The organism is Paraburkholderia mimosarum LMG 23256 = NBRC 106338 (assembly GCF_000739815.1).
GTDB classification, from domain to species: Bacteria; Pseudomonadota; Gammaproteobacteria; order Burkholderiales; family Burkholderiaceae; genus Paraburkholderia; species Paraburkholderia mimosarum.
The window spans coordinates 38,144-63,438 of record NZ_BBJJ01000010.1 but is presented as its reverse complement, the minus strand read 5'-3'; the positions used below and the strand labels follow the sequence as shown (position 1 = coordinate 63,438).

Below are 25,295 nucleotides of genomic sequence, written 5' to 3'. Positions count from 1 at the left end.
CCCGCTTTGCGCGCATGGCGCGCCGCGCGTTTTTCGCCACCGTTTTTGCCACACTCGGCGCGTCGGTCCTGATGGTCTCGCAGGCCTATGCGAGCGGCACCGATCAACTCAAGCAGTTCGTCTCGCAGGTCCACTCCGCGCGCGGCAGCTTCGTGCAGCGCGAACTGAAGGCGCCTTCGGGTGCGAAGAACGCCAGCGACGCCATCGCCACGGCCACGTTGAACGCCAAGACTTCGAGCGGCACGTTCGTGTTCGCGCGGCCCGGCAAGTTCATCTGGTCGTATGAGAAGCCGTATCAGCAACTGCTGCAGTCGGACGGCGACAATCTCTACGTCTATGACAAGGACCTGAACCAGGTGACCGAACGCAAGCTTGGCGGCGCGCTCGGCGCGAGCCCGGCGGCGATCCTGTTCGGCAGCAACGATCTCGAGAAGAACTTCACGCTCTCCGATGCGGGCGTGAAGAACGGCATCGACTGGCTGGAGCTGATTCCGAAGTCGAAGGACACGCAGTTCAAGAGCGTGGGCATCGGCTTTCGCGACGGCAGTCTCGAAGCCATGGAGCTGCACGATGTGTTCGGCAACGTGACACTGCTCACGTTCTCCAACATTGAAAAGAACCCGTCGCTGCCGGCTTCGACCTTCAAGTTCGTGCGACCCAAGGGCGCTGATTTGATCACCGGCGGCGGCAACTGACACTTCTCATGCCTCGAGCCAGGTGAAAACGGGCGGCCCCGAAAGGAGCCGCCCGTTTTTCTTCCTGCGCACGCGTTTTTCAAGTCGCGATATCAGGCCGCGAACCGCAGTACGCCGTCCGCGCCGCTCGCGCGCTTGACCTTGCCCGCAAGCCACAGCAGATGCAGATGCGCGAGCGCCTCGCCCATCGCGAAGGTCATCTGGTGGATGTCGAGTTCGCGCTTGAACATCATCGGCACGATGTCGGCGGCACTTTGCGGCGCCCGCTCGCATGCCTCCATCACTTCGGCGAGGCGTGCGTCGTGGTGTGCGCGCAGCTGCGCGATGCGCGTGCGCACGCCGCGAAACGGCCTGCCGTGCGAGGGCAGCACGAGCGTGTCTTCGGGTAGCGCTTCATAGCGGCCGAGCGATTCGAGGTAAAGGGCCAGCGGATTGCCTTCGGGCTCCATGTCGAATACCGAGACGTTGGTCGAAATGCGCGGCAGCACCATGTCGCCTGAGATCAGCACGCCGGTCGCTTCGCAATGGAGCGCGCAGTGCTCCGGCGAATGGCCGTAGCCCGTGATGACGCGCCAGTCGCGCCCGCCGATCGCCACCGTATCGGCTTCGCGCAGGCGGCGGTACTGCGGGGGGAGCGCCGGCACGAGGCTGCCATAGTAGTCGCGGCGATTGCGCAGTTTGTCGAGCGACGTTTCATCGCGCAGACCATGGCGCGCGAAATGGCGCGCGGCACCTTCGCCGCCCGCGTTCGAGCCGTCGCCGGCCGCCATGACGCGCGCCTGCATGTATTCGCCGAGCGTCGTCCACAGGCGCACGTCCCAGCGCTTCTTTTCGCCGCCCGAGCAGATCCAGTGCGCGAGCCCGATGTGGTCCGGGTGGCAGTGCGTGACGAGCACGCGCAGCACCGGCAGGCCTTCCAGCTGATTCTCGAACACCTCTTCCCAGCGGGCCTTGATGGTGTCGTTGGTGATGCCGCAGTCCACCACCGTCCAGCCTTGCCGGCCGTCGATTTCGTCGCGCAGCAGCCAGAGGTTGATGTGGTCGAGCGCGAACGGCAGCGGCATGCGCAGCCATTTCACGCCGGGCGCGACGTCGAAGGCGACGCCGGGCTCCGGCAAGGTGTCGGCGTAGGGGTAGTCGAGCTGGTGTTCGAGTGCGTTCATCGGTGGTGTCTTCTCCTGTCGACCAGAGTTAGGCGCTTCCTCTGGTCCCACGTAAAACGGTCGGCCGGAGTGGGTGCTTCAGCACTTTGCGATGCGGAGTTGGCGCTTTGGCGCCTACTCCGGTCTCACGCAGCGCGCTCCGGCCCCATGCAAAGCGAGTCTCCTGCGTTTTCGTCGCCGGTTGCGCAACCGCGCACTTGACGATAACGTAAACGTCGATTCTATCGCCCCTCGCGTCGTCGTGCAGACAACGCCGGGCCAGCCGCTCTTCGCTCATCATGACGACCCAGTACACGATTACCGAACTTGCCCGGGAATTCGACGTAACGCCGCGCGCGATCCGCTTCTACGAAGACCAGGGCCTGCTGGCGCCGAGCCGCGAAGGCGCGGGCGGGTTGAAACGCGTGTTTTCGGGGCGCGATCGCACGCGCCTGAAGTTGACGCTGCGGGGCAAGCGCCTCGGCTTCACGCTCTCGGAGATCCGCACGCTGCTCGACCTCTACGAGTCGCCCACCGACACGCTCCCGCAGCTCCAGGCCTTCCTCGACACGGTCGTGCACCACCGCGAGATCCTCGAGCGTCAGCGCGCCGACCTGGATGCGACGCTCGAAGATCTCGCGCAGTACGAGGCCCAGGCGCGCACGCTGCTCGACAGGAGCGCGGCGGGAGAGACGGCGGAGCACGACGGTGGTGCGCCGGCCGCGCGCGCGAAAACCTGACGCTCGCGCGTGGGAAACGGGCATGGCCGCCATGAAACACTTTCCGAAACTGCTTTCGTCGCAAATCGGTTTCGATGTCGCGCAGACCATGCTCGACGGCTTCAACCGCCATTACCGCAACTTCTGCGACGCGGCGGTGAGGGCGAGGACGTTCTTCGAGGCGGCCGACTGGCACGCCCTGCAGCAGCTCGCGCGCGAGCGCATCGCCTCCTATGACGACCGAGTGAAGGAGTGCGTAGCCGCGCTCGAAGACGAATACGACGCTGAATCCATCGACGACGAAGTCTGGCAGCAGATCAAGCTCCATTACATCGGCCTGCTCACGACGCACAGACAGCCCGAATGCGCGGAGACGTTCTTCAACTCCGTGTGCTGCAAGATCCTGCACCGCTCGTACTTCAACAACGATTTCATCTTCGTGCGGCCCGCCATCTCGACGGAATACATCGAGAACGACGAGCCCGCCGCGAAGCCCACCTATCGGGCCTACTATCCGGGCAAGGACGGTCTCGCGGCGACGCTCGAACGCATCGTCACGAACTTCCAGCTCGAAACGCCTTTCGAGGATCTCGGGCGCGACGTCGACTGCATCATGCAGACGATGCTCGATAACTTCGGCGTGGTGGAGCCCAAGCCGAACTTCCAGATCCACGTCCTCTCGTCCCTGTTCTTTCGCCACAAGGGCGCGTATATCGTCGGGCGCATCATCAACGGCGATCTGCTCGCGCCGTTCGTCGTGCCGATCCGTCACGTGGACGCGGGCAGGCTTGCGCTGGACACGGTGCTGCTGGGCACCGAGCAGCTGCTCATCCTGTTCAGCTTCTCGCACTCGTACTTCCTGGTGGATATGGAGGTCCCATCCGCCTACGTGGAGTTTCTGCGCACCATCATGCCGCGCAAGGCAAAGGGCGAGATCTACACGTCGCTCGGCTTGCAGAAGCAGGGCAAGAACCTGTTCTATCGCGACTTGCTGCACCACCTCTCGCATTCGAGCGACCGGTTCATCGTCGCGCCGGGCATCCGCGGCATGGTGATGATCGTGTTCACGCTGCCCTCGTATCCCTATGTGTTCAAGGTCATCAAGGACAGCTTTCCCGCGCCGAAGGAGACCACGCGCGACCAGGTGGTGGCCAAATACCAGCTCGTGAAGCGCCACGACCGTCTGGGGCGGCTCGCCGATACGCTCGAATATTCGAGCGTGGCGCTGCCCCTCGCGCGGCTCGACGAGGCGCTCGTGCGCGAGCTGCGAACGCTCGCGCCCTCGATGATCGAATTCGAGGGCGACAACCTCGTGATCCGGCATGTGTACATCGAGCGGCGTATGGTGCCGCTCAACCTCTATCTGCAGAACGGCAGCGACGAGGAGATCGAGCACGGCATACGCGAATACGGCAACGCGGTCAAAGACCTGCTGCGCGCGAACATTTTCCCGGGCGACATGCTCTACAAGAACTTCGGCGTGACGCGCAACGGCCGCGTCGTGTTTTACGACTACGACGAAATCGAGTACCTGACCGATTGCAACGTACGTGCCGTGCCGACCGCGCGTCATGAGGAAGACGAACTATCTGGCGAGCCGTGGTACCCCGTCGGCACGCACGACATCTTTCCCGAAACCTACCGCACCTTCCTGCTAGGCGATCCGCGCGTGAAGCGTGCATTTCTCGCGCAGCACGCGGACTTCTTCGAACCCGCGCTCTGGCAGGAATGCCGCGCGCGGCTCATCGCGGGCGAGGTGCCGGACTGCTTTCCCTACGACACATCCATACGCTTTAGCGTGCGCTACCCCGAACGCTTCGCGCGCGACGAGGCGCCGGCCGTGCGCGTCGCATGAGCGCGGCAAACACGTTCAACCCGGATTCATCAAGGAGCACAAACATGAGTGAGACACAAAAGCAGGACGCCATCGTGATCGTTTCGGCGGCGCGCACGCCGATGGCGGGCTTCCAGGGCGACTTCGCGACGCTCACGGCGCCGCAGCTCGGCGCGGTTGCGATCGCGGCGGCGGTCGAGCGCGCAGGCCTGACGCCCGGGCAGATCGACGAGGTCGTGATGGGCTGCGTGCTGCCCGCCGGGCAGGGGCAGGCGCCCGCGCGCCAGGCGGCGCTCGGCGCGGGGCTGCCGCTCGCCGCGGGCGCGACGACCGTCAACAAGATGTGCGGCTCGGGCATGCGCGCGGCGATGTTCGCCCACGACATGCTGCTGGCGGGATCGGCCGATGTGATCGTGGCGGGCGGCATGGAGAGCATGTCGAACGCGCCTTATCTGCTGCCCAAGGCGCGCGCCGGCATGCGCATGGGTCACGGCCAGGTGCTCGATCACATGTTCCTCGACGGCCTCGAAGATGCCTACGACAAGGGCCGTCTGATGGGCACGTTCGCGGAGGAATGCGCGGGCGAGTTCGGCTTCTCGCGCGAGCGCCAGGACGCATTCGCAATCGAGTCGCTCAAGCGCGCGAAGCGCGCCAACGAAGACGGCTCGTTCGCGTGGGAGATCGCGCCGGTGAAGGTGGCCTCGCGCGCGGGCGAGACGACCATCGATCGCGACGAGCAGCCGTTCAAGGCCAACCTCGACAAGATTCCCGCGCTCAAGCCCGCGTTCAGCAAGACCGGCACGGTGACGGCGGCGAACTCGTCGTCGATTTCGGACGGCGCGGCGGCGCTCGTGATGATGCGCGAATCGACGGCGCAACGACTCGGCATCACGCCGCTGGCGCGCGTCACGGGCCATTCCACCTTCGCGCAGGAGCCGGCAAAGTTCACGACGGCGCCGGTGGGCGCAATCGCGAAGCTGTTCGCGAAGACGGGCTGGAAGGCGAGCGACGTCGACCTCTACGAGATCAACGAGGCCTTCGCCGTGGTCACGATGGCCGCGATGAAGGAGCACGACCTGCCGCACGAGAAGGTCAACGTGAACGGCGGCGCGTGTGCGCTCGGCCATCCGATCGGCGCGTCGGGCGCGCGTATCCTCGTCACGCTGATCGGCGCACTGCGTGCGCGCGGGGGCAAGCGCGGCGTGGCGACGCTGTGCATCGGCGGCGGAGAGGCCACGGCGATGGGCATCGAACTGCTGTAGGCTAGCGCCTGAAACAGCGCGCCGCTTTGCACGACGGGGCAGCGGCGCGCTCCAGCGGTTTCAGGCACACATGGCAAGGGTGACGGGATGAAAACAGCGTTGATCGTGGGCGCGTCGCGGGGCCTGGGTCTCGAGTTCGTGCGGCAATATGTGAAGGCCGGCTGGCGCGTGCTGGCCACGGCGCGCGACCCCGAAGCGCTCGAAGTCTTGCGTGAGATCGGCGCGCAGACCTTCGAGCTCGACATCACACGGCCCGAGGACATTGCCGCGCTGGGCTGGAAGCTCGACGGTGGGCGCCTCGACGTCGCGCTCGTCGTCTCCGGCGTGTACGGTCCGCGCACCGAGGGCGTGGAAACCATCTCCGCCGAAGACTTCGAATACGTGATGAACACCAACGTGCGGGGCCCGATGCAGCTGATCCCGATCCTGCTGCCGCTCGTCGACGAGGCTCATGGCGTGCTCGGCGTGCTGTCGAGCCGCATGGGCAGCATCGCGGAGACCACGGGCACGACCGGTTGGCTCTATCGCGCGAGCAAGGCCGCGCTCAACGACGTGCTCAAGATCACCTCGCTGCAAACGCGCCGCGCCACTTGCGTGGCGCTCAATCCCGGCTGGGTGCGCACGGACATGGGCGGCGCGCAGGCGGCGATCGACCCGGCCGTGAGCGTGGCCGGCATGCGCGAAGTGGTGGCCGAGGCGGCCGCCGCGCGCGAAGTCTTCAACGGCCGCTTCTTCCAGTACGACGGCACGGAACTCGACTGGTAAAGCGCCACTCGTCTGCGCTACGCTTGCGGCCTCGCGTAGCGGGGCGATGGCGCTCCGCACGTCATTCGCCTTCCCCGCGCACCCGCGCGGCCTGCGAACGGAGCCCCGAACCGATGAACGCTGACACCCCTCGCGCCGCCCGGCCCGTTGATTGCCCGTGCGGCGGAGCCGCGCCCAACCAGAAGCCCGCCGCCAGGGCGCCGCGCTACGCCGACTGCTGTGGCCGTTTCATCGATGGGCTGGCCGTGCCCGCCACGGCGCTCGAACTGATGCGTTCGCGCTATACAGCCTATGCGCTCGGTGCCGAAGCGTATTTGCGCGCGACGTGGGCGTCGCAGACTTGTCCCGCCGATCTCGACGTCGACCCCGCAGCCGAAGGCGCGCCGCGCTGGCTGGGCCTTTCCATCAAGCGCCACGAGCAATGCGACGATGACCATGCGATCGTCGAATTCGTCGCGCGCTACAAAACGGGCGGCCGCGCGTTCCGGCTCCATGAGACGAGCCGCTTCGAGCGTGGCGGCGACGGTCGCTGGCGCTATGTCGACGGCGATGTTTCGTGACTGACGAAGTTTCGTGACTGACGAAACCTGATCCGGCGCGATAACGCCGTTCCACACACCTTTGCAAACAGGGACCTACTGCACAAGCCTGCGACCGTTGGTCACACGCAACGCCCCCAACCGGACCTTTTTTCTTCATGCCCCTGCGGGCGCACGACGGAAAGGCGCACGCCTGCCGCGCCTCAAGGCCTGCGCGATTGTGGCACGCGTTATGCCGGGTTACCCCTCAATTGCACAATAAATATTTGTCGTGCGAGTATCTAATCACGGTGCCCCGCGCGATACGTAAGTGCATAGTGAAAAGAGCCTTTTCCCATGCACCCTTATCGACTGCCAATGGGCGCTGGCGGCGGGTCTGATCGACGATAGAACTGCGCCGCGCAGGTGTTCCGATCGAAGTACTCCCCCGTTACGGGTCACACGCCCGCACCTGGCTTCGCGGCCAGGCGCAACGGTGTCTCGTTGTGCCCTGAGAGGGCAGTGGCAGCAAGCGGGCTGGAGTGCGGACCGGACGTAAGTCGGATTCTCGGCAGGTCTTTTGCAGGTGGGTGTTGCGTATGGCGTTCAGAAAGCTCCTTTCCGGATGGGTTGTAGCCGGCACCGCGTGTGTGCTTTCGGTTGCGCACGCAGCGTCGCTCTCCGAACCGGCAGGTGCGAACGCAAATCCGCAAGTCGGCGCCCACGCCACGGCAACGCATTCCTCCAGCGCTTCACAATCGGACCTCGCGGGCGGCCCGCTCGGTAGCGCCAACGTCCCGCGCATTGCGCTCGACGATTCCTGGCTGCCCGTCGTGCGCGCCGACATGAACGAGCAGGTGATCCGCGTGCCGGTGGACGCCGCCGGCGACGTCACGCTCGAAACCACGATTTACCGTCCGAACGGCCCAGGCCCGTTCCCGATGGTGATCTTCAATCACGGCAAGATCCCCGGCGACCCGCGCCTTCAGGCGCGCAGCGATCCGCTTTCGTTCGCGCGCGAATTCGTGCGCCGCGGCTATGTCGTCGTCGCGCCGAACCGCCAGGGCTTCTCGGATTCGGGCGGCTCGTACCAGCAGAACGGCTGCGACGTCGCGAGCAATGGTCTTAGCCAGGCGGCGGATGTCGCCGCGACCATCGCGTACATGTCGAAACAGTCGTATATCGACGCGAGCCAGATCATCGTCGCGGGCACCTCGCATGGCGGCCTCGCCACCATGGCCTACGGCACCGAAGCGGCGAAGGGCGTGCGCGCGCTCATCAACTTCTCCGGCGGCCTGCGCCAGGATGCCTGCACGGGCTGGCAGAACAACCTCACCCAGGCGTTCGGCGACTACGGCGGCAAGGCGCGCGTGGCCTCGCTCTGGCTCTACGGCGACAACGATTCCGTGTGGTCGCCCGATCTCGTCACGAAGATGTTCGCCGCGTACCGCGATGCGCAAACGGATGCGGATCGCCCGGCCGCGATGGCGAAGCTCGTTGACTTCGGCGCATACAAGAACGACGCGCATCGCCTCGTGGGCGATCGCGACGGCGTGAAGATCTGGTGGCCCACGGTCGAGGCGTTCCTCGCGAACCGTGGTCTCCCGACTGCGGTGCAGTACCGCGTGGCCACGCCGGTGGCGCCGCACGGCACGGGCTACGCGGCGATCGATTCAGTGGGTGCGGTGCCCTTCGTCGATCAGGCAGGCCGCGACGGCTATCGCAACTTCCTCAAGCAGTATCCGAGCCGCGCATTCGCGGTGTCCGACTCCGGCGCGTGGTCGTGGGCCGAAGGCGGCGACAACCCGATGGCCGTGGCCATCGCGAACTGCGAAAAACACAGCTCCGATCCCTGCCGCCTCTACGCCGTGAACAACTCGGTGGTCTGGAACAACGGCGGAACGCAAACCGCGCAGAACGGCGAGAGCGGCGACGACGCGCACGCCACCGCGGACAACGACAACACCGGCGGCAGCGGCCACGCGCTGGCGAGCCGCTAAGCCTCTCCCTCCGGCGCGCGCTGCCGCATTCAAGCTGTTTCCGTTTCTTCTCGCCCCGCAGCGGCGTACGGCCCCATAGTGGGCCGTTTTGCTTTTTGCGCTGCGCGCGAGATTCCGCAAACGCGCCTCTGGCGCCGGGCCTTCGCGTCCCCCTCCCACCCCTTTTCGATTAGCAGCGCGGCGCCAAAAATGCCGCGCCAGCCGCTACATGTTCTGCAATTACGCACCGGCGCGCAGATTTTTTGCGTAAGGCGGGTTCACTTTGCCGTCGTCATCTCCGCGCATTTCACGTCTTCATTTCCGATCCGTTTCCAGCTGTGCCCAACCGCGCCAAACGCCGCGCCGGCGCAGCCTGGAGGGCGTTTTTCGGGGTAGTGCATTGCGGCGGCGAAAACGTTAATCTCGGTCCCGCTGTCGTATCAGGAGCCGTACTTGAATTCGCAATCGCCCTTTACCCGCGAAGATCGCGCCGCGACCGACTGGGTCGCACGCAGCCTGCGCGCCGTGTGGCACCCCTGCACCCAGATGAAGCATCACGAGCGCCTGCCGCTCGTGGCCGTCGCTCGGGGCGCCGGTCCGTGGCTTTATGACCGCGAAGGCCGACGCTATCTGGACGCGATCAGTTCCTGGTGGGTGAACCTCTTCGGCCACGCTAATCCTTCGATCAATGCCGCGCTCAAGGCGCAACTCGATACGCTCGAGCACGTGATGCTTGCGGGCTGCACGCACGAGCCGGCCGTTGAGTTGGCCGAGCGTCTTTCGGCGCTGACCGGCGGCGTGCTCGGCCATGCGTTCTTCGCTTCCGATGGCGCGTCGGCAGTCGAAATCGCGCTCAAGATGAGCTTTCATTCGTGGCGCAACCGTGGTGAGAGCGAGAAACGCGAGTTCGTCTGCCTGGCCAACAGCTATCACGGCGAGACCATCGGCGCGCTCGGCGTGACCGATGTCAAGCTATTCAGGGATGCTTACGATCCATTGCTGCATCACGCGCATGTGGTCGCTTCGCCCGACGCGCGCGCGGTGCTGCCCGGCGAAACCGCAGCCGACGTGGCGGCGCGCGCGCTCGCCGATGTCGAGCGTCTTTTTGTCGAACGGGAAGGGCGCATCGCCGCGCTGATCGTGGAGCCGCTCGTGCAGTGCGCGGCGGGCATGGCCATGCACGATCCCTCGTACCTCAAGGGGTTGCGCGCCCTGTGCGATCGTCACCGTGTCCACCTGATCGCCGATGAAATCGCCGTGGGATGCGGGCGCACCGGCACGTTCTTCGCGTGCGAGCAGGCGGGCGTGTGGCCCGATCTGCTCACGCTTTCAAAGGGTATCAGCGGCGGCTATTTGCCGCTTTCGATCGTGCTGTCGCGCGACGCCATCTACGAATCTTTCTACGACGACGACACCACGCGCGGCTTCCTGCATTCGCATTCGTACACGGGCAACCCGCTCGCGTGCCGTGCGGCGCTCGCCACGCTCGACCTCTTCGAGCGCGACGACGTGCTCGCTTCGAACGCGCGCAAATCGGCGCAACTGCGCGCGCTGTTCGAGCCGTTCGCGGCGCATCCGCTCGTGCGCAACCTGCGCCAGAGCGGCACGATACTCGCGTTCGACGTGGCGCTTGCCGACCCGCAGCGCGCGGCCACGTTCTCGCGCCGCTTCTTCGAGCACGCGTTGCAGCGCGAACTGCTGCTGCGCCCGATCGGCACGACGGTCTATGTCATGCCGCCCTATGTTCTGGACAACGAAATGCAGGCGTTGCTCGCAGCCCGCACGCGCGAGACATTCGACGCCACCGTCGCGGAGGACCTCTGACATGGCGCATCAACACAACGCGCTGCTCGATACCCTCGAACAGGGCTTGCGCGACATCGACGCGCGCGGCTTGCGCCGCCGCCGCCGCACTGCCGACACGCCTTGCAGCGCGCATATGCAGGTGGATGGCCGCGCAACCGTTGGCTTTGCGAGCAACGACTACCTCGGCCTCGCCGCGCATCCCCAACTGATCGCGGCAGTGGCCGAAGGCGCGCAGCGCTACGGCGCGGGCAGCGGCGGCTCGCATCTGCTGGGCGGCCATTCGCGCGCGCATGCGCAACTCGAAGACGATCTCGCGGCGTTCGCAGGCGGTTTCGTCGATGCGCCGCGCGCGCTGTACTTCAGCACCGGCTACATGGCGAATCTCGCCGTGCTCACGGCGCTCGCGGGCCGCGGCACGACGATTTTCTCCGATGCGCTCAACCACGCGTCGCTGATCGACGGCGCGCGGCTATCGCGCGCCGAAATCCAGGTCTATCCGCATGCCGACATGACGGCGCTCGCCGCGATGCTCGAAGCCTCCGGCGCGAGCGCAAAGGTGATCGTGAGCGACACCGTGTTCAGCATGGACGGCGATGTCGCACCGCTCGCGCGTCTCGTCGAACTCGCGCAAATGCACGGCGCGTGGCTCGTGGTCGACGATGCGCACGGCTTGGGCGTGCTCGGTCCGCAAGGGCGCGGCGCGCTGGCGGATGCCGCGCTGCGCTCTGAGCATCTCGTGATGGTCGGCACGCTCGGCAAGGCGGCGGGCGTGGCGGGCGCGTTCGTCTGCGCGCACGGCACCGTGATCGAATGGCTCGTGCAGCGAGCGCGTCCGTACATCTTCACGACGGCTTCGTCGCCGGCGGTCGCGCATGCGGTGTCCGCGAGCCTGCGTCTGATCGAGGGCGAGGAGGGCGATGCCCGGCGCGCGCATCTCAAGCATCTGATCGCTCGCACGCGTTCGCTGCTTGCGCACACCTGCTGGCAGCCCGTCGATTCGCACACCGCCGTGCAGCCGCTCGTCATCGGCGGGAACGAGGCTACGCTGGCGCTCCAGGCCGCACTGGAACGCGACGGCCTGTGGGTGCCGGCCATCCGCCCGCCCACCGTGCCCGAGGGCACCTCGCGGCTGCGCATTTCCCTCTCTGCCGCGCATTCCGATGCGGACCTCGACCGCCTGAACGCGTCGCTGCAGCGCGCGAGCCTCGAGGCGCGCACAAACGCGCAGGAGTTCGCGCAATGACGGTTTCGCTTTTCGTCACCGGCACCGATACCGAGATCGGCAAGACCTTCGTGAGCGCCGCGCTACTGCGCGGGTTCGCGCGCGCGGGGCTGCGTGCCACGGCGCTCAAGCCGATCGCCGCGGGCGCCTCGGAGCGCGACGGCGTCTGGCACAACGAGGACGCCGATCAGCTCGACGCCGCCGCGAGCGTGCTGCTGCCGCCTGAAATCCGCACGCCGTTCCTGCTCAAGGAGCCCGCCGCGCCGCACATTGCCGCCGCCCTGGAAGGCGTGACGCTCGATATGGCGCGCATCATCGAGTGCTACAAGGCGGCGTGCGAGCGTGCCGATGCCGTCGTCGTGGAAGGGGTGGGCGGGTTTCGCGTGCCGCTCACGGCGACCGAGGACACCGCGGATCTGGCCGTCGCGCTCGGCCTGCCGGTCGTGCTCGTGGTGGGGATGCGTCTCGGCTGCATCAGCCATGCGCTGCTCAGCGCCGAAGCCATTGCCGCGCGCGGCCTGACGCTCGCGGGCTGGGTCGCGAACCGCATCGACCCGGCCATGGCGTTTCCCGAAGAGAACATCGCCGCCCTGCGCGAACGGCTCGCCGCACAGTACCGCGCGCCGCTCATCGGCGTCGTGCCGCACATGCGCGGCGCGAGCGCCGACCAGGCTGCAGAACACCTGAATATCGACGCCCTGCTCGCGCACCTCGTCGCGCCGCGCTGAGTTGGCGTCTCCTCATATACCGTCACCGTCACGAAGGACCACGACACCATGACTCAAACCCAAACCGTCAGCGTTCCCGTCACGAAGGCCGCAGCCGCCGCTCAGGCGCAAAGCGATGCCGCTTCGCGCTGGCGCGTCGCCGACGTCGCCGCGCTCTACGAGCTGCCGTTCAACGATCTGATCTTCCGCGCGCAGCAGGTGCATCGCGAGCATTTCGACGCGAACGCCGTGCAGCTTTCGACGCTCCTCTCGATCAAGACCGGCGGCTGCGAGGAGGACTGCGCCTATTGCCCCCAGTCGTCGCATCACGATACTGGCCTCGACGCGAGCAAGCTGATGGAAGTCGACGCCGTGCTGGCCGCCGCGCGCAACGCGAAGGCGAACGGCGCGACGCGCTTTTGCATGGGCGCGGCATGGCGCAATCCGAAGGACCGCCATCTCGAGCCGATCAAGGACATGATCCGCGGCGTGAAGGCCATGGGCCTCGAAACCTGCGTGACGCTCGGCATGCTCGAAGATCATCAGGCGAAGGCGCTCGCCGAAGCAGGCCTCGACTACTACAACCACAACCTCGACACCTCGCCCGAGTTCTACGGCCAGATCATCTCGACGCGCACCTACGAGGACCGCCTCGAGACGCTCGAACGCGTGCGCGATGCGGGCATCAACGTGTGCTGCGGCGGCATCGTCGGCATGGGTGAGTCGCGCCGCGAGCGCGCCGGCCTGATCGCCCAGCTCGCGAACATGGAGCCGTACCCGGAGTCGGTGCCCATCAACAATCTCGTGCAGGTGAGCGGCACGCCGCTCGAAGGCACCGATCCGCTCGATCCGTTCGAGTTCGTGCGCACGATCGCGGTGGCGCGCATCACGATGCCGAAGGCCATGGTGCGTCTCTCGGCGGGCCGCGAGCAGATGGACGACGCGCTCCAGGCGCTGTGCTTCATGGCGGGCGCCAACTCGATCTTCTATGGCGACCAGCTGCTGACCACGGGCAACCCGCAGGCGGAAGCCGACCGCAAGCTGCTGCAGCGTCTGGGCATCACGGCTCAGGCCGCGCAGCAGCTGAGCGCCGATGACCAGGCGCAGCATGCGCATCACGGACACCGAGGCGGCTGCGGCCACTGCGAATAACGCCTGGCACTCCGCCAATAAAAACGCCACGATCGCTCGTGGCGTTTTTTTATCGCTCGATCGAACGTCGAAGCGTTAGGCGTAAGCCGCGCGCCGGCGCCCAGCGAGCACGAGATAGCACAGCGCGCCGATGGCGAGCGCGGGCAGCGTCGCACCGAGATTCGGCAGCCACTGGTTGAGCGCGTGATACGCGCCGATGCCGAGCGCCCACGCGACGAACGCACCCACGTGCCAGCCGCCCGAATAGCCATACGCACCGTTGAGATCGGCGAGCGCCTCGGCGTCGATACGGCGGCGGCGCACGATGAAGTGATCGGCGAGCACCACGCCAAAGAGCGGCGCGAACACCGAGCCGATCAAGAGCAGGAAGTTCTCGTATTTCGCCATCGGCACGACGAGGCCGATCAGGGTGCACAGCGCGCCGAACGCCGCCGAGAGCCAGGGCACGCTGGCGCGCGTCCAGAACGTGCCGGTCGAGACCGCGGCCGAGTGGATATCGGCGAAGGCGTTGTCGATTTCGTCAATGAGCACGAGCAGCAGCGCGAAGCCGCCACCCGCCTGGGCGAGCGCCGTGGTGAGGAGCGCGTCGCCGCCGCCCGCCGCGAGGCCATAGATCGCGCCCAGCGCGTAGAACCAGAGGTTCGCGATGCCATAGCCCACCAGCGTGCCGCGGAAGGTCTCGCCCGCCTTGCGCCCGAAGCGCGTGTAGTCGGCGATGAGCGGCAGCCACGAAAGCGGCATCGCCACCACGAGGTCAATGGCGCTGCCAAACGGCATGTCGCCCGTGCCGGGGCGGCGCATCAGCGCGCCGAGGTCGTGCCTCACGAGCAGGCTCCACGTGAGCCAGCCCGCGCCCGCGAGCAGGAGCCAGATGCCCCACGTACGCAGGAAGCGGCGCACGAACGAGAGCGGGCCGCTCACGGCGAGCAGCGTCGCCAGCGTGCCGAAGATCACGGTCCAGATGAGCGGCATCGAAAGGCCGAAGGCTTGCTTCGCGAGCGCATCGGCGGAATCGCGCATCACGATGATCTCGAAAGCGCCCCAGCCGACGAGCTGCACCATGTTGATCACGGCCGGAATCGAGACGCCACGGATGCCGAGCGTCGGGCGCAGCGACGACATCGCGGCGAGGCCCGTGTCCGTGCCGATCACGCCCGCGAGCGCGAGCAGCACGACGCCGATCACGCTGCCGATGACGATGGCCGTGAGCGCATGCGGCAGCGAGAGGCCGGGCACGAGCAGCGCGCCCGCCTGCGCCACCAGCAGGCCGATGCCGAGCGAAAACCACAACGCGAAGGCGTCGCCGGTGCGGAACTGGCGGCGCGTGTCGGGCACGGGCACGTTCGGTGCGTAAGTGGAGCCGGCCTCGCCGGCGTGCGAATCTTGAGTCATGGGGAACGCTTTCCTTTTCCTCTATATCGTGTGTTTTGCCGGTTTTGTCTGTTTTGTCCGGTTCCGTCAGCCCGAGCGCGGGAGCCCGCGTCTCGCGCTGCGGCTCCCGCTGTCATAATGCACGACTGCATCCGGGGCGGCGGGGAGCTCCGTCCCCGAATCCGGCGCCACGCGCGCCGCCCGCCGGCAAGCCGTCATTATCGCGAAAACGTCATGTTTGAAGAAACCCGTGCCAACGTCCCGCTCGCCGAGCGGCTGCGCCCGCGCTCCATCGACGAGGTCATTGGCCAGAAGCATCTGCTCGGGCCCAACAAGCCGCTGCGCGTCGCTTTCGAGTCCGGCGAAGCGCATTCGATGATTCTCTGGGGGCCGCCGGGCGTCGGCAAGACCACGCTCGCGCGCCTCATGGCCGATGCCTTCCACGCCGAATTCATCGCGCTTTCCGCGGTGCTCTCGGGCGTGAAGGACATCCGCGAGGCGGTGGAGCAGGCGCAACTGCATCGCGCGCACGGGCACCAGACGCTCGTGTTCGTCGACGAAGTCCACCGCTTCAACAAGAGCCAGCAGGACGCCTTCCTGCCGCACGTGGAGTCGGGACTCTTCGTGTTCATCGGCGCGACGACGGAGAATCCGTCGTTCGAGGTGAACAGCGCGTTGCTCTCTCGCGCGGCCGTCTACGTGCTCAAGAGCCTCGACGAGGATGAGCAGGGCGAATTGCTCGCCCGCGCGAGCGAGGAGCTGGGCGGCCTCACGTTCACGGACGAAGCGAAAAAGGCGCTGATCGGCTCCGCCGACGGCGATGGCCGCAAGCTTCTGAACAACCTCGAAATCGTCGCACGCGCGGCCGCGCAGCAGAAGAAGACCGAGATCGACGGCGAACTGCTCGGCAGCGCGCTCGCCGAGAACCTGCGCCGCTTCGACAAGGGCGGCGACGCCTTCTACGACCAGATCAGCGCGCTGCACAAGTCGGTGCGCGGCAGCAACCCGGACGGCGCGCTCTACTGGTTCTGCCGCATGCTCGACGGCGGTGCCGATCCGCGTTATCTCGCGCGCCGTATCGTGCGCATGGCGTGGGAGGACATCGGCCTCGCCGATCCGCGCGCCGGGCGCATCACGCTCGACGCCGCCGAGACCTACGAGCGCCTCGGCTCCCCCGAAGGGGAACTCGCGCTGGCGCAGGCCGTGATCTATCTCGCCGTCGCCCCGAAGTCGAACGCGGGCTACAACGCCTACAACGAGGCGCGGCGCTTCGTGAGCAAGGACCAGTCGCGCGCGGTGCCGATCCACCTGCGCAACGCGCCCACGAGGCTCATGAAAGAGCTGGGCTACGGCCACGAATACCGCTACGCGCACGACGAACCCGACGCCTACGCGGCCGGCGAGACTTATCTGCCCGACGGCATGCGCGAGCCGCACTGGTACCAGCCCACGCCGCGCGGGCTCGAAGGCAAGATCGGCGAAAAGCTCGCGCGCCTCGCCGACCTCGACGCGCAATGGCGCGAAGCCCATCGTGGCACACCCGGTGGCAAACCCGGCGACGAAACCCGCGAGAGGAAGCGCAAGGGCTGAGTCGCCATTCCCTGGTAACGGTGATGCCGGTCCCGCCGGGATGCGCCGGCCGGTGCGCTAAAATCGTCCCTTCATACAACGAAACTGCGTCTCACAATCCCATGCTCGACATCCAGCTGCTGCGCAAAGACCTCGACGGCGTCGCGAAGCGCCTCGCCGACCGCGGCTACACCCTCGACGTCGCGGCCTTTTCCGCGCTCGAAGCGGAACGCCGCGCCATCCAGACCCGCACCGAAGAACTGCAGGCGCGCCGCAACAGCCTCTCGAAGCAGATCGGCGCGATGAAAGGCCGCGGCGAGGACACTTCGGCGGTCATGGCCGAAGTAGGCGGCATCGGCGACGAGATGAAGGCTTCGGCCGCGAAGCTCGAAGAGATCCAGTCGAAGCTCTCGGACCTGTTGCTCGGCGTGCCGAACCTGCCGCACGAGAGCGTGCCCGTGGGCAAGGACGAGGCCGACAACGTGGAAGTGCGCCGCTGGGGCACGCCGCGCGCGTTCGACTTCGCGGTGAAGGATCACGTGGATGTGGGCACGCCGCTCGGCCTCGACTTCGAAACCGGCGCGAAGCTCTCGGGGGCGCGTTTCACGATGCTGCGCGGCCAGATCGCGCGCCTGCACCGCGCGCTCGCGCAGTTCATGATCGACACGCATACGCTGCAGCACGGCTACACCGAAACGTACACGCCCTACATCGTCAACCCGGAGATCCTTTACGGCACGGGCCAGCTGCCCAAGTTCGCCGAGGACATGTTCCGCGTGGAGAAGGGCGGCGGCGAGAACACGGTCACGCAGTACCTCATCTCGACTTCGGAAATCTCGCTCACGAACACCGTGCGCGAGAGCATCGTGGAAGGCAGCGCGCTGCCGATCAAGCTCACGGCGCATTCGCCGTGCTTCCGCTCGGAGGCCGGTTCATACGGCCGCGACACGCGCGGCATGATCCGTCAGCACCAGTTCGACAAGGTCGAGATGGTGCAGATCGTTGCGCCCGAAACGTCGTACGACGCGCTCGAACAGATGGTCGTGCACGCGGAAACCATTCTCCAGAAGCTCTGCCTGCCGTACCGCGTCATCACGCTGTGCACGGGCGATATGGGCTTCTCGGCCGCGAAGACCTACGACCTCGAAGTGTGGCTACCCGCGCAGAACACCTATCGCGAAATCTCGAGCTGCTCGAACACGGAAGCGTTCCAGGCTCGGCGCATGCAGGCGCGCTACCGCAATGCGCAGGGCAAGCCTGAGCTCGTGCATACGCTCAACGGCTCGGGCCTCGCTGTGGGCCGCACGCTCGTTGCCGTGCTCGAGAACTACCAGGAAGCGGACGGCTCGGTCACGGTGCCCGAGGTGCTGCGCCAGTACATGGGCGGCGTGGCGCGTCTGGAAGCGGTCGCCTGACACGCGCTGCGCGGCGTCGCATGTGATTGGCTTGCCCCTCGGAAATTTTTCAAAAGAGGGCTTGCCAAAGGCAAAAAATGTTCTATAATCCTCGCTTCTCTGGTCGCCGACCAAGGCCGGAGAAGCGGTAAAACAGCAGTACACCGGAGAGGTGGCAGAGTGGTCGAATGTACCTGACTCGAAATCAGGCGTACGGTTTCCCCGTACCGTGGGTTCGAATCCCACCCTCTCCGCCAGATTCAGAAAACCCCTGCATGCTCAACAGCTGCAGGGGTTTTTGTTTTTCTGGGCCGCCAATCAGCCCATCAATCGAGCAGAAACCCGCGCTCTTCTCGGGGCCACCAGCGGGCGCGTTCTGGCCGTGATGTCCAACATTTCGGCGATGACTTGACAGGCCTGTATGCCGAACTGCCGGGGTTGACCCGCACCTTCTCTGCGCTCAAACAATCGCTCCGCGAAAACTTCGACGACGTGCGCATGCGATCCCGGGCACAAATCCGCCAGCTGTGGCGGGACGAGACGGCAATGAGGCAGGAGTTCGCCTCCACTCCGCCTAAAAACTGATTAGCTTTGAAATTGCACAATGCGAAAGATTGAGCGATGGCTGGTGCGTTAATCGGGGCGGCCGCTTCCGTCGGGGGAGTAGTTCCGCAACCTGCCAGGCGATCGCGCGGCCTTAAAAGGGAAGAGTACAGAGTCCACCGAATAGCGCTGTATCCGAGGGAGACGACCAGAAGCCCTCTCAAACCTGGCCGATCCAAGCGCGTGTTCAATTGAACAGCATTCAACATTGCGGCTTGACAGCTATTGAACCATTTTCAGACTTTTCCATATTTAGGCGCCCCGTATTGCAGGTTATAAGCGGTGAAGGGCTGAAATAGCTCCGTATTGTGTGGCCAGCCTTGCCTTTGCAGTCTTGGTGCATCTGGCCGCGGCTCCGATAACCCAGCAAAGAGGCCAGCCTATGGTGGACCTGCAAGTCGCGCATCGCGCGATATCCAGGTGTCAGCAGTATTTCTCCGGCAAAACGCCATACCAACACTCAATGGCGATGTCCTGTCGTACTGCTGCACTCGCCGCTGGCGCAATGATCGCGCTCTCGGCCTGCGGCCATGCCTTGCCCGACGATCCCTTTGATGGCGAGGGCGCGGCGCTGTCAATGGTGCCGATCAATCACACGGATCGTTACGCCGTCAATATCTTCGTCGACAAGTATTGGGCAGGGGATGTAAGCAGTCATGGGGGCGGGGGCAAGATTACCTGTTGCTATCCAGGCATCAAGGACTGGGGCGAGCCCGTTACGGTCAGGTGGACGTGGGGCTGGGAGGAAGACCCCAAGACAAAGGCAATGACGAAGCCGGATGAATCCCACACCGTTGTCCTTCATTTCCCATCCAAGGGGCCACATAACGACCCCGACCCGTACAAGGCTGACGCCTACGCCTGCGTAATTTTCCGCGATCTAAGTACCGTCGAACTGGCGTTTTCGCCTTCGGCTTCCGGTTGCGCCGACAAATGACAACAAGGGAACCGCTACATCATGACTGTACGCCAGGCTGGCGCGCCCATCACGGACGACGGGCTTCAGAGCACTGCAATGTTTGGTGACATGAAAAACATGCGGGAGTTATCGTCGCCCGCCAACAAGGCGGGACCAATTTCGCTTCGCGATACCAAGTGCCGCCTCTATCCAAAACTCTCGTTTTTTTTCGACGGTACAGGCAACAACCTCGACATCGACGCCCCGTTAGGGCGACTGTCAAACGTTGCCAAGCTCTATCGGGCGGCTTTCGATGATCGTGTCGGTAAAGGGGCTTCCTCGATTTACATTCCGGGTGTCGGCACCCCGTTCATGGTCCCCAAGCTTGTCGGTTATACCGACAAGCTTTCCGACGACCGGGGCGGCGCTCTGGGGCTGGGCCTTGGCAAGGGCGGCGACATGCGCATCCAGTATGCGCTGGCCGAATTCTCGCGAATCCTCGAAATTGAATGGAGTTCCGCCGCCTGGAAATGCATGCAGTTCATCAGTGTCGCCGTCTTCGGCTTCTCGCGCGGCGCGACGGAAGCTAGGGCTTTCGTGCGCCAGTTGATAGAAAAGAAATGCGAGCGGACGGAAAACGGACTGATCTGGCGAGCGCGCAACGGCGAATGTACGCCTGTAAGGATCAAGTTCATGGGCTTGTTCGATACCGTGGCGTCGGTTGGCGGGCCGACTCTGCACCTCGACTGGGGCGGTGAACTGGCGATTCCGCCCGAGGTCGAGCGATGCGTACATTACGTGTCGGCGCATGAGGTCCGTGGGGCTTTCCCGCTTGATTCGGTCCGGGTGGGACGGGCCTATCCGGCGAACTGCGAGGAAGTGGTGTATCCGGGCGTACATTCGGACGTGGGCGGCGGATACGGGCCGCACGAACAGGGGCGCAGCAACCTGCTGTCGCGTATTCCCTTGCGTCATATGCTGGCGGACGCGATACGCGCGGGGGTTCTGCTGAAGCTGCCAGAGAATCTCGATCCGAAATTGCGCGAGGATTACATCCTGGCCGACAACGACCCGGTGGCGAACCTGTACCAGGGCTACATGTCGGTACTTCCTGCCGCCGATGGCGACGACGTTGAATTACTCATGCAAGCCCACCGCCGCCTGAATTTTCAGTGGCGCGGCGGGATCGACCGCCAGCCCAGCGACGCCCGCGTGCTTGGGCGCCTGCATGGAAAAGTCAGTGCCTCTGTCTGCGCGAGCGTGCCGGCCGCCTCCGATGCCAGCCATCCCGCTTGCGCCCCGACTGCCTGGACCTATGACATTCCGCCTCGCCCGCTTGAACAGGCAAAGCAGTTGATTGCGGAACAGCGCCGGCTGGCGAACCGGGTTGCATTTCTGCGCAACCCGATCGAGCGCCTTGCGGGTGATCGCGACTGGCCGCCGCCGCAGCCCCGCCAGCGAACGGCATACGAGGACCTGATTCTCGGCGCATGGGACAACCGCGCGCCTGTCCCGGCTCCCGTGGATAGTCTTCTGGCAGAGTATGTCCACGATTCCGTGGCGCACTTCACTTCGTGGCCGTGCGCGCTGTATGACCCGCGAGGGTTGTACTGCGACGGGGAAAAGTATTACGCCGATGCCGCCAAGGACCGCCCCACCGAAACGGCGTGATGCCGGTCCAATGGGCGATGGATACCATTCAGGCAGTACAAACGCCGCTCATTTTTTCATCCTCGGGCGGCATTTTCGAGCAAATCCGTGTGGTCTCAGGCAGCTTCGACCTTGTTCGAGACTGTATGCCCCCGCTCGGCTAAGTCGCCCCTATCCGCCAAATTCAGAAAACCCGTGCTTGCCCGCTGCAGGGTTTTTGCTTTTCAGATGCAGCGGCGCGTCGCACTGGTTGCGTGCCGTTTGTCTATGCGTCCTGCCATTCGCACGGGGCGAGCCCAACGTCGCGATCGCGATCTACTTTTCCCGGAGGCGTGCGATCGCACCGCCGATTCGCGATGTAAGATGTTTTACATCCGTGACAGTGGCTTGCGCTCGAACAGCTGGAGATAGCAGAATCCGGTGCCCGGCCCGCCACGGGTTGCGGCGCCGTCAGCGCTGCAGCGCCGGTACAATCGTTCCTTTGAATTTGCGGCGAAGCGTCTTCTTGCGCTGCCGCGCCCCATTTCAGCCCACTGATGCCTATCACCTACAAGTCTGCCGACGATCTCGCCCGCCTGCGCATTTCGGGCCGGCTCGCCGCCGACGTGCTCGCGATGATCGGCGAACACGTGAAGCCCGGCGTTTCGACCGACGACCTCGATGCCATCTGCAACGACTACATCGTCAACAGGCTCAAGGCCGTGCCCGCCAACGTCGGCTACCTCGGCTTTCCGAAGACGATCTGCACGTCCGTCAATTCCGTGGTTTGCCACGGGATTCCGAGCCGCAACGAGGTGCTCAAGGACGGCGACATCATCAACATCGACGTGGCCGTCATCAAGGACGGCTATTTCGGCGACACGAGCCGCATGTACTGCGTCGGCACGCCGAGTACGGTCGGCCGCCAGCTGATCGACACGACCTACGAGGCGATGCTTGCGGGCATCCGTCAGGTGCAGCCGGGCGCGACGCTCGGCGATGTCGGCAACGCTATCCAGAAGCGCGCCCAGGCAGACGGCTTCTCGATCGTGCGCGAGTATTGCGGCCACGGCATCGGCAAGGTCTACCACGAGGAACCGCAGGTGCTGCACTACGGCCAGCCGGGGCAGGGCGTGCGCCTCAAACCTGGCATGGTGTTCACGATCGAGCCGATGGTCAATGCGGGCCGCGCCGGCACGACGGTGCAGCGCGACGGCTGGACGGTCGTCACCAAGGATCGTTCGCTCTCGGCGCAGTGGGAGCACATGGTCGCCGTCACCGACGACGGCTACGAGCTGCTCACGCCCTGGCCGGACGGCACGGGCGGCTACGAGGCCCCGTGAGCGCGGCTGTGCGGCCTCTGGGGCCGTCTGTCAAGGCTCGCGCGCCGGGCGTCGTGTGCCGGCACTTCTCCAATAAGGATTTGACTCTCAAGCCAGTTCGGTTAAAGCTACGCGTTAGCGTTTTATTGGGGTTTACGACTGCATGAGTCCGTCACTGACCGTTCGCCGTACCGCCGCCGATCAGGGTGCCGTGCTCCGCGAGCTTCGAACGGCTTCGCTGCGCGACGCGCCTTATGCATTCGGCGACACGCTCGAAGACGCGCTATCCGCCGATGCGGCCGTTTTCGACGCCGCGGCGGCCCGGCATGCGGACTCGCACACGAGCACGTCGTTCATTCTCTACACCGAGGGCCATCCGGCTGGTTTGATCGGCGCGAGCTTCGAGAGCGCGCCGGCGCGCCGCGCGTTCGTATCGGCGCTTTGGGTCGCGCCCGCGGTACGTCATCTGCGCGGTGGCGAACTGCTCGTCAACAGCGCCATCGATTGGCTCGTGAGCGAAGGCGCTACCGAGGTCTACGCCTGGGTGACCGACACCAACACCACGGCTATGCGCTTTTACGAGCGTCTCGGCTTCGTCGCCACCGGCGATCATGCGCGTAGCGAGCAACAGCCAGAGCAGTGGGAAACGCTGCTGATGCGCGCCGTTGGCGGGCGCACGCAGTCTGCGCCGTCGCCGTAATGGATGACGTGGGCGCTGCTGTGTGCAGCCGCGCGCGCGTCTCACCTCCCTGCGAATAGAACCCCAAGCCGATCGCGTGCGCATGCGTGCGCTCGCGCCTCGCGCGTTTTCTTGCGCCCATAGTTGCGTGCCCGTCTGTGCCGGCGAATTCGGCGGCGAATCTGGCCGAATACACCATGAAAAATAATGGCCGTGTGCGCCCGCGCCTGTAAAATACGCAAAATTTTTAGCCGAACGCCATGTCGCCCAGGAAATCGCCATATTTTGAACTGAAGAGCGGTTCAGTCGATACGCTTCTGTTCGTGGTCAAGACGACCGAGCTCGATGCCATGCGCGCCGAGCTCACGCGGCGCTTCGAGGCGACGCCCGAATTTTTCGCCAACGATACCGTCGCGATCGACGTGCGGCGTCTCGCCGACGGCGAGGAGGTGGCGCTTGGCGACATCGCGCGTCTGCTCGAGAGCGTGCGCATGCGCCCGGTGGGCGTGGTCGCGCAACCCGGGCAGCACGACTGGGCCGCGAAAGCGGGGCTGCCGTTCCTCGAAGCGCGCGACCGGCGCGGCGCGGGTGGGAAGCCGGGCGGCGAAGAGCCGGCGAGCGCGGGCGAGGCATCGGCCCCGGCGTCTGCCGCAGATGCGGCCGTATCGCAAGCGAGCCCTGCGCAGCCCGAACTCTTTTCCGCCGAAGCCGATCCCGCCGCCGCCGATATCGCCGCGGCGGCGACGCTCGACGCCGGTGCATCGGGCGCGCGCGCGGAACCCACGCTCGTGATCGACCGGCCGCTGCGCTCGGGCCAGCGCATCTACGCGAAGGGCGACGTGGTCGTGCTCGGCCTCGTGTCCAACGGCGCGGAAGTGATCGCCGAAGGCAACATCCACATTTACGCGCCGTTGCGCGGCCGCGCGCTTGCGGGCGTGCACGGCAACCACGACGCCCGCATTTTCTGCACGAGCCTCGAGGCGGAACTGATTTCGATTGCAGGCATCTACCGTACCACTGAAGTGCCGCTCGCCGACGATGTGCGAGGCAAGCCGGCTCAAGTCCGGCTGTCGGAAGAAAAGCTGTTGATCGAACCGTTGAGGCTCACCTGATCCCTGTTCGGGCGCATGCACGCAAACCACGCAATGCGCGCGTGTTTGAGCAGGGCACGATGAGACCAAACTGAGAAACTGACGAACGCAAGGTAAGGGAATGGCAAAAATCATTGTGGTGACTTCGGGCAAGGGTGGTGTCGGCAAGACGACCACGAGCGCGAGTTTCGCATCGGGCCTCGCGTTGCGCGGCCACAAGACCGCGGTCATCGACTTCGACGTGGGCCTGCGCAATCTCGACCTCATCATGGGTTGCGAGCGCCGCGTCGTGTACGACCTGATCAACGTGATCCAGGGTGAGGCGAACCTCAATCAGGCGCTCATCAAGGACAAGAAGTGCGAAAACCTCTTCATCCTGCCGGCCTCGCAGACGCGCGATAAAGACGCGCTCACGAAGGAAGGCGTGGAAAAGGTGATCGAGGACCTGCGCAAGATGGACTTCGAGTACATCGTGTGCGATTCGCCCGCGGGCATCGAGTCGGGCGCGCTGCTTGCGATGCACTTCGCCGATGAAGCGCTCGTCGTGACGAACCCGGAAGTGTCGTCCGTGCGCGACTCGGACCGTATCCTCGGCATGCTGTCGTCGAAGACGAAGCGGGCGATCGAAGGCAAGGACCCGATCAAGGAGCACCTGCTCATCACGCGCTACAACCCGAAGCGCGTGAGCGAGGGCGAGATGCTGTCGCTCAGCGACATTCAGGAGATCCTGCGCATCGAGCTGATCGGCGTGATTCCCGAATCGGAAGCGGTGCTGCACGCATCGAATCAGGGTTTGCCTGCCGTGCATATGGACGGCACCGATGTCGCCGAGTCGTACAAGGACGTCGTGTCGCGCTTTCTCGGCGAGGACAAGTCGCTTCGTTTCACCGATTACCAGAAGCCGGGCCTGCTCCAGCGCCTCTTCGGTAGCAAGTAAA

21 protein-coding genes and 1 tRNA gene are annotated in these 25,295 nt (G+C 65.3%); 20 read left to right on the top strand and 2 right to left on the bottom strand.

What is annotated here, in order from left to right; translation table 11 throughout:
- The first annotated feature begins 14 nt into the window (after positions 1-14).
- Positions 15-695 (top strand): outer membrane lipoprotein chaperone LolA, encoded by a 681-nt coding sequence (gene lolA, locus BMI01S_RS10845; RefSeq protein ID WP_042289200.1) that lies wholly within the window; start codon positions 15-17, stop codon positions 693-695.
- A gap of 92 nt (positions 696-787) precedes the next feature.
- Here lolA and BMI01S_RS10840 read toward each other — a convergent pair whose 3' ends face one another.
- Positions 788-1,858 carry an MBL fold metallo-hydrolase gene (locus BMI01S_RS10840; RefSeq protein ID WP_028211585.1) on the bottom strand — a complete coding sequence of 357 codons (1,071 nt, stop codon included), beginning with the start codon at positions 1,856-1,858 and terminating at the stop codon, positions 788-790.
- A 278-nt stretch (positions 1,859-2,136) separates the two neighbouring features.
- On the opposite strand from BMI01S_RS10840, the gene BMI01S_RS10835 reads away from it, so the two are divergent.
- The 10 genes from BMI01S_RS10835 to bioB all read left to right on the top strand — a co-directional run bounded on the left by BMI01S_RS10835 (position 2,137) and on the right by bioB (position 13,801).
- Positions 2,137-2,577, top strand: coding sequence for a MerR family transcriptional regulator (locus tag BMI01S_RS10835; protein WP_028211586.1), 441 nt, complete (start codon positions 2,137-2,139; stop codon positions 2,575-2,577).
- Between the two features lie 31 nt (positions 2,578-2,608).
- The gene (aceK, locus tag BMI01S_RS10830) at positions 2,609-4,411 is read left to right on the top strand and encodes a bifunctional isocitrate dehydrogenase kinase/phosphatase (RefSeq protein WP_028211587.1); all 1,803 of its coding nucleotides are present in this window, start codon (positions 2,609-2,611) and stop codon (positions 4,409-4,411) included.
- Between the two features lie 44 nt (positions 4,412-4,455).
- Complete coding sequence (locus tag BMI01S_RS10825; protein WP_028211588.1) at positions 4,456-5,652, top strand: acetyl-CoA C-acetyltransferase; 1,197 nt, start codon at positions 4,456-4,458, stop codon at positions 5,650-5,652.
- 87 nt (positions 5,653-5,739) lie between these two features.
- Positions 5,740-6,417, top strand: coding sequence for an SDR family oxidoreductase (locus BMI01S_RS10820; protein ID WP_028211589.1), 678 nt, complete (start codon positions 5,740-5,742; stop codon positions 6,415-6,417).
- Positions 6,418-6,530: 113 nt separating this feature from the next.
- Positions 6,531-6,977 carry a YchJ family protein gene (locus BMI01S_RS10815; protein ID WP_028211590.1) on the top strand — a complete coding sequence of 149 codons (447 nt, stop codon included), beginning with the start codon at positions 6,531-6,533 and terminating at the stop codon, positions 6,975-6,977.
- Positions 6,978-7,534: 557 nt separating this feature from the next.
- The gene (locus BMI01S_RS10810) at positions 7,535-8,935 is read left to right on the top strand and encodes a dienelactone hydrolase family protein (RefSeq protein WP_042289154.1); all 1,401 of its coding nucleotides are present in this window, start codon (positions 7,535-7,537) and stop codon (positions 8,933-8,935) included.
- Positions 8,936-9,367: 432 nt separating this feature from the next.
- The gene (gene bioA, locus BMI01S_RS10805; protein WP_028211591.1) at positions 9,368-10,738 is read left to right on the top strand and encodes an adenosylmethionine--8-amino-7-oxononanoate transaminase; all 1,371 of its coding nucleotides are present in this window, start codon (positions 9,368-9,370) and stop codon (positions 10,736-10,738) included.
- 1 nt (position 10,739) lies between these two features.
- Positions 10,740-11,963: an 8-amino-7-oxononanoate synthase gene (gene bioF, locus BMI01S_RS10800; RefSeq protein WP_028211592.1), complete on the top strand. Its 1,224-nt coding sequence runs from the start codon at positions 10,740-10,742 to the stop codon at positions 11,961-11,963.
- Positions 11,960-12,670, top strand: coding sequence for a dethiobiotin synthase (gene bioD / locus BMI01S_RS10795; RefSeq protein WP_028211593.1), 711 nt, complete (start codon positions 11,960-11,962; stop codon positions 12,668-12,670). The genes bioF and bioD overlap by 4 nt, the downstream gene beginning before the upstream one ends.
- Before the next feature lie 48 nt (positions 12,671-12,718).
- Positions 12,719-13,801, top strand: a complete 1,083-nt coding sequence (gene bioB / locus BMI01S_RS10790; RefSeq protein ID WP_042289151.1) for a biotin synthase BioB — start codon at positions 12,719-12,721, stop codon at positions 13,799-13,801.
- A gap of 75 nt (positions 13,802-13,876) precedes the next feature.
- Here the strand turns inward: bioB and cytX are convergent, their stop codons facing one another.
- Positions 13,877-15,193 (bottom strand): putative hydroxymethylpyrimidine transporter CytX, encoded by a 1,317-nt coding sequence (cytX, locus tag BMI01S_RS10785; RefSeq protein WP_028211594.1) that lies wholly within the window; start codon positions 15,191-15,193, stop codon positions 13,877-13,879.
- A gap of 213 nt (positions 15,194-15,406) precedes the next feature.
- Here cytX and BMI01S_RS10780 point away from each other — a divergent pair, with 213 nt between their 5' ends.
- The 9 genes from BMI01S_RS10780 to minD all read left to right on the top strand — a co-directional run bounded on the left by BMI01S_RS10780 (position 15,407) and on the right by minD (position 25,294).
- The gene (locus tag BMI01S_RS10780) at positions 15,407-16,762 is read left to right on the top strand and encodes a replication-associated recombination protein A (protein WP_042289148.1); all 1,356 of its coding nucleotides are present in this window, start codon (positions 15,407-15,409) and stop codon (positions 16,760-16,762) included.
- A 101-nt stretch (positions 16,763-16,863) separates the two neighbouring features.
- Complete coding sequence (gene serS / locus BMI01S_RS10775) at positions 16,864-18,156, top strand: serine--tRNA ligase (protein WP_028211615.1); 1,293 nt, start codon at positions 16,864-16,866, stop codon at positions 18,154-18,156.
- A gap of 145 nt (positions 18,157-18,301) precedes the next feature.
- Positions 18,302-18,392 (top strand) — tRNA-Ser (locus tag BMI01S_RS10770).
- 728 nt (positions 18,393-19,120) lie between these two features.
- A complete protein-coding gene (locus BMI01S_RS10765; protein WP_238327770.1) occupies positions 19,121-19,675 on the top strand; it encodes a DUF3304 domain-containing protein in 555 nt (184 codons plus the stop codon).
- Between the two features lie 21 nt (positions 19,676-19,696).
- Positions 19,697-21,307 carry a T6SS phospholipase effector Tle1-like catalytic domain-containing protein gene (locus tag BMI01S_RS10760; protein WP_028230522.1) on the top strand — a complete coding sequence of 537 codons (1,611 nt, stop codon included), beginning with the start codon at positions 19,697-19,699 and terminating at the stop codon, positions 21,305-21,307.
- 515 nt (positions 21,308-21,822) lie between these two features.
- The gene (gene map, locus BMI01S_RS10755) at positions 21,823-22,608 is read left to right on the top strand and encodes a type I methionyl aminopeptidase (protein WP_028211637.1); all 786 of its coding nucleotides are present in this window, start codon (positions 21,823-21,825) and stop codon (positions 22,606-22,608) included.
- Positions 22,609-22,750: 142 nt separating this feature from the next.
- A complete protein-coding gene (locus tag BMI01S_RS10750; protein ID WP_028211638.1) occupies positions 22,751-23,287 on the top strand; it encodes a GNAT family N-acetyltransferase in 537 nt (178 codons plus the stop codon).
- Between the two features lie 239 nt (positions 23,288-23,526).
- Positions 23,527-24,378, top strand: coding sequence for a septum site-determining protein MinC (gene minC, locus BMI01S_RS10745; RefSeq protein WP_028211639.1), 852 nt, complete (start codon positions 23,527-23,529; stop codon positions 24,376-24,378).
- 100 nt (positions 24,379-24,478) lie between these two features.
- Positions 24,479-25,294, top strand: coding sequence for a septum site-determining protein MinD (minD, locus tag BMI01S_RS10740; RefSeq protein WP_028211640.1), 816 nt, complete (start codon positions 24,479-24,481; stop codon positions 25,292-25,294).
- Position 25,295: the final 1 nt, after the last annotated feature.

Excerpts from the sequence above, each read along its gene's own strand:
- lolA (WP_042289200.1), top strand. The coding sequence starts at position 15 with ATGGCGCGCCGCGCGTTTTTCGCCACCGTTTTTGCCACACTCGGCGCG.
- BMI01S_RS10840 (WP_028211585.1), bottom strand. The coding sequence starts at position 1,858 with ATGAACGCACTCGAACACCAGCTCGACTACCCCTACGCCGACACCTTG.
- BMI01S_RS10835 (WP_028211586.1), top strand. The coding sequence starts at position 2,137 with ATGACGACCCAGTACACGATTACCGAACTTGCCCGGGAATTCGACGTA.
- aceK (WP_028211587.1), top strand. The coding sequence starts at position 2,609 with ATGAAACACTTTCCGAAACTGCTTTCGTCGCAAATCGGTTTCGATGTC.
- BMI01S_RS10825 (WP_028211588.1), top strand. The coding sequence starts at position 4,456 with ATGAGTGAGACACAAAAGCAGGACGCCATCGTGATCGTTTCGGCGGCG.
- BMI01S_RS10820 (WP_028211589.1), top strand. The coding sequence starts at position 5,740 with ATGAAAACAGCGTTGATCGTGGGCGCGTCGCGGGGCCTGGGTCTCGAG.
- BMI01S_RS10815 (WP_028211590.1), top strand. The coding sequence starts at position 6,531 with ATGAACGCTGACACCCCTCGCGCCGCCCGGCCCGTTGATTGCCCGTGC.
- BMI01S_RS10810 (WP_042289154.1), top strand. The coding sequence starts at position 7,535 with ATGGCGTTCAGAAAGCTCCTTTCCGGATGGGTTGTAGCCGGCACCGCG.
- bioF (WP_028211592.1), top strand. The coding sequence starts at position 10,740 with ATGGCGCATCAACACAACGCGCTGCTCGATACCCTCGAACAGGGCTTG.
- bioD (WP_028211593.1), top strand. The coding sequence starts at position 11,960 with ATGACGGTTTCGCTTTTCGTCACCGGCACCGATACCGAGATCGGCAAG.
- bioB (WP_042289151.1), top strand. The coding sequence starts at position 12,719 with ATGACTCAAACCCAAACCGTCAGCGTTCCCGTCACGAAGGCCGCAGCC.
- cytX (WP_028211594.1), bottom strand. The coding sequence starts at position 15,193 with ATGACTCAAGATTCGCACGCCGGCGAGGCCGGCTCCACTTACGCACCG.
- BMI01S_RS10780 (WP_042289148.1), top strand. The coding sequence starts at position 15,407 with ATGTTTGAAGAAACCCGTGCCAACGTCCCGCTCGCCGAGCGGCTGCGC.
- serS (WP_028211615.1), top strand. The coding sequence starts at position 16,864 with ATGCTCGACATCCAGCTGCTGCGCAAAGACCTCGACGGCGTCGCGAAG.
- BMI01S_RS10765 (WP_238327770.1), top strand. The coding sequence starts at position 19,121 with ATGGTGGACCTGCAAGTCGCGCATCGCGCGATATCCAGGTGTCAGCAG.
- BMI01S_RS10760 (WP_028230522.1), top strand. The coding sequence starts at position 19,697 with ATGACTGTACGCCAGGCTGGCGCGCCCATCACGGACGACGGGCTTCAG.
- map (WP_028211637.1), top strand. The coding sequence starts at position 21,823 with ATGCCTATCACCTACAAGTCTGCCGACGATCTCGCCCGCCTGCGCATT.
- BMI01S_RS10750 (WP_028211638.1), top strand. The coding sequence starts at position 22,751 with ATGAGTCCGTCACTGACCGTTCGCCGTACCGCCGCCGATCAGGGTGCC.
- minC (WP_028211639.1), top strand. The coding sequence starts at position 23,527 with ATGTCGCCCAGGAAATCGCCATATTTTGAACTGAAGAGCGGTTCAGTC.
- minD (WP_028211640.1), top strand. The coding sequence starts at position 24,479 with ATGGCAAAAATCATTGTGGTGACTTCGGGCAAGGGTGGTGTCGGCAAG.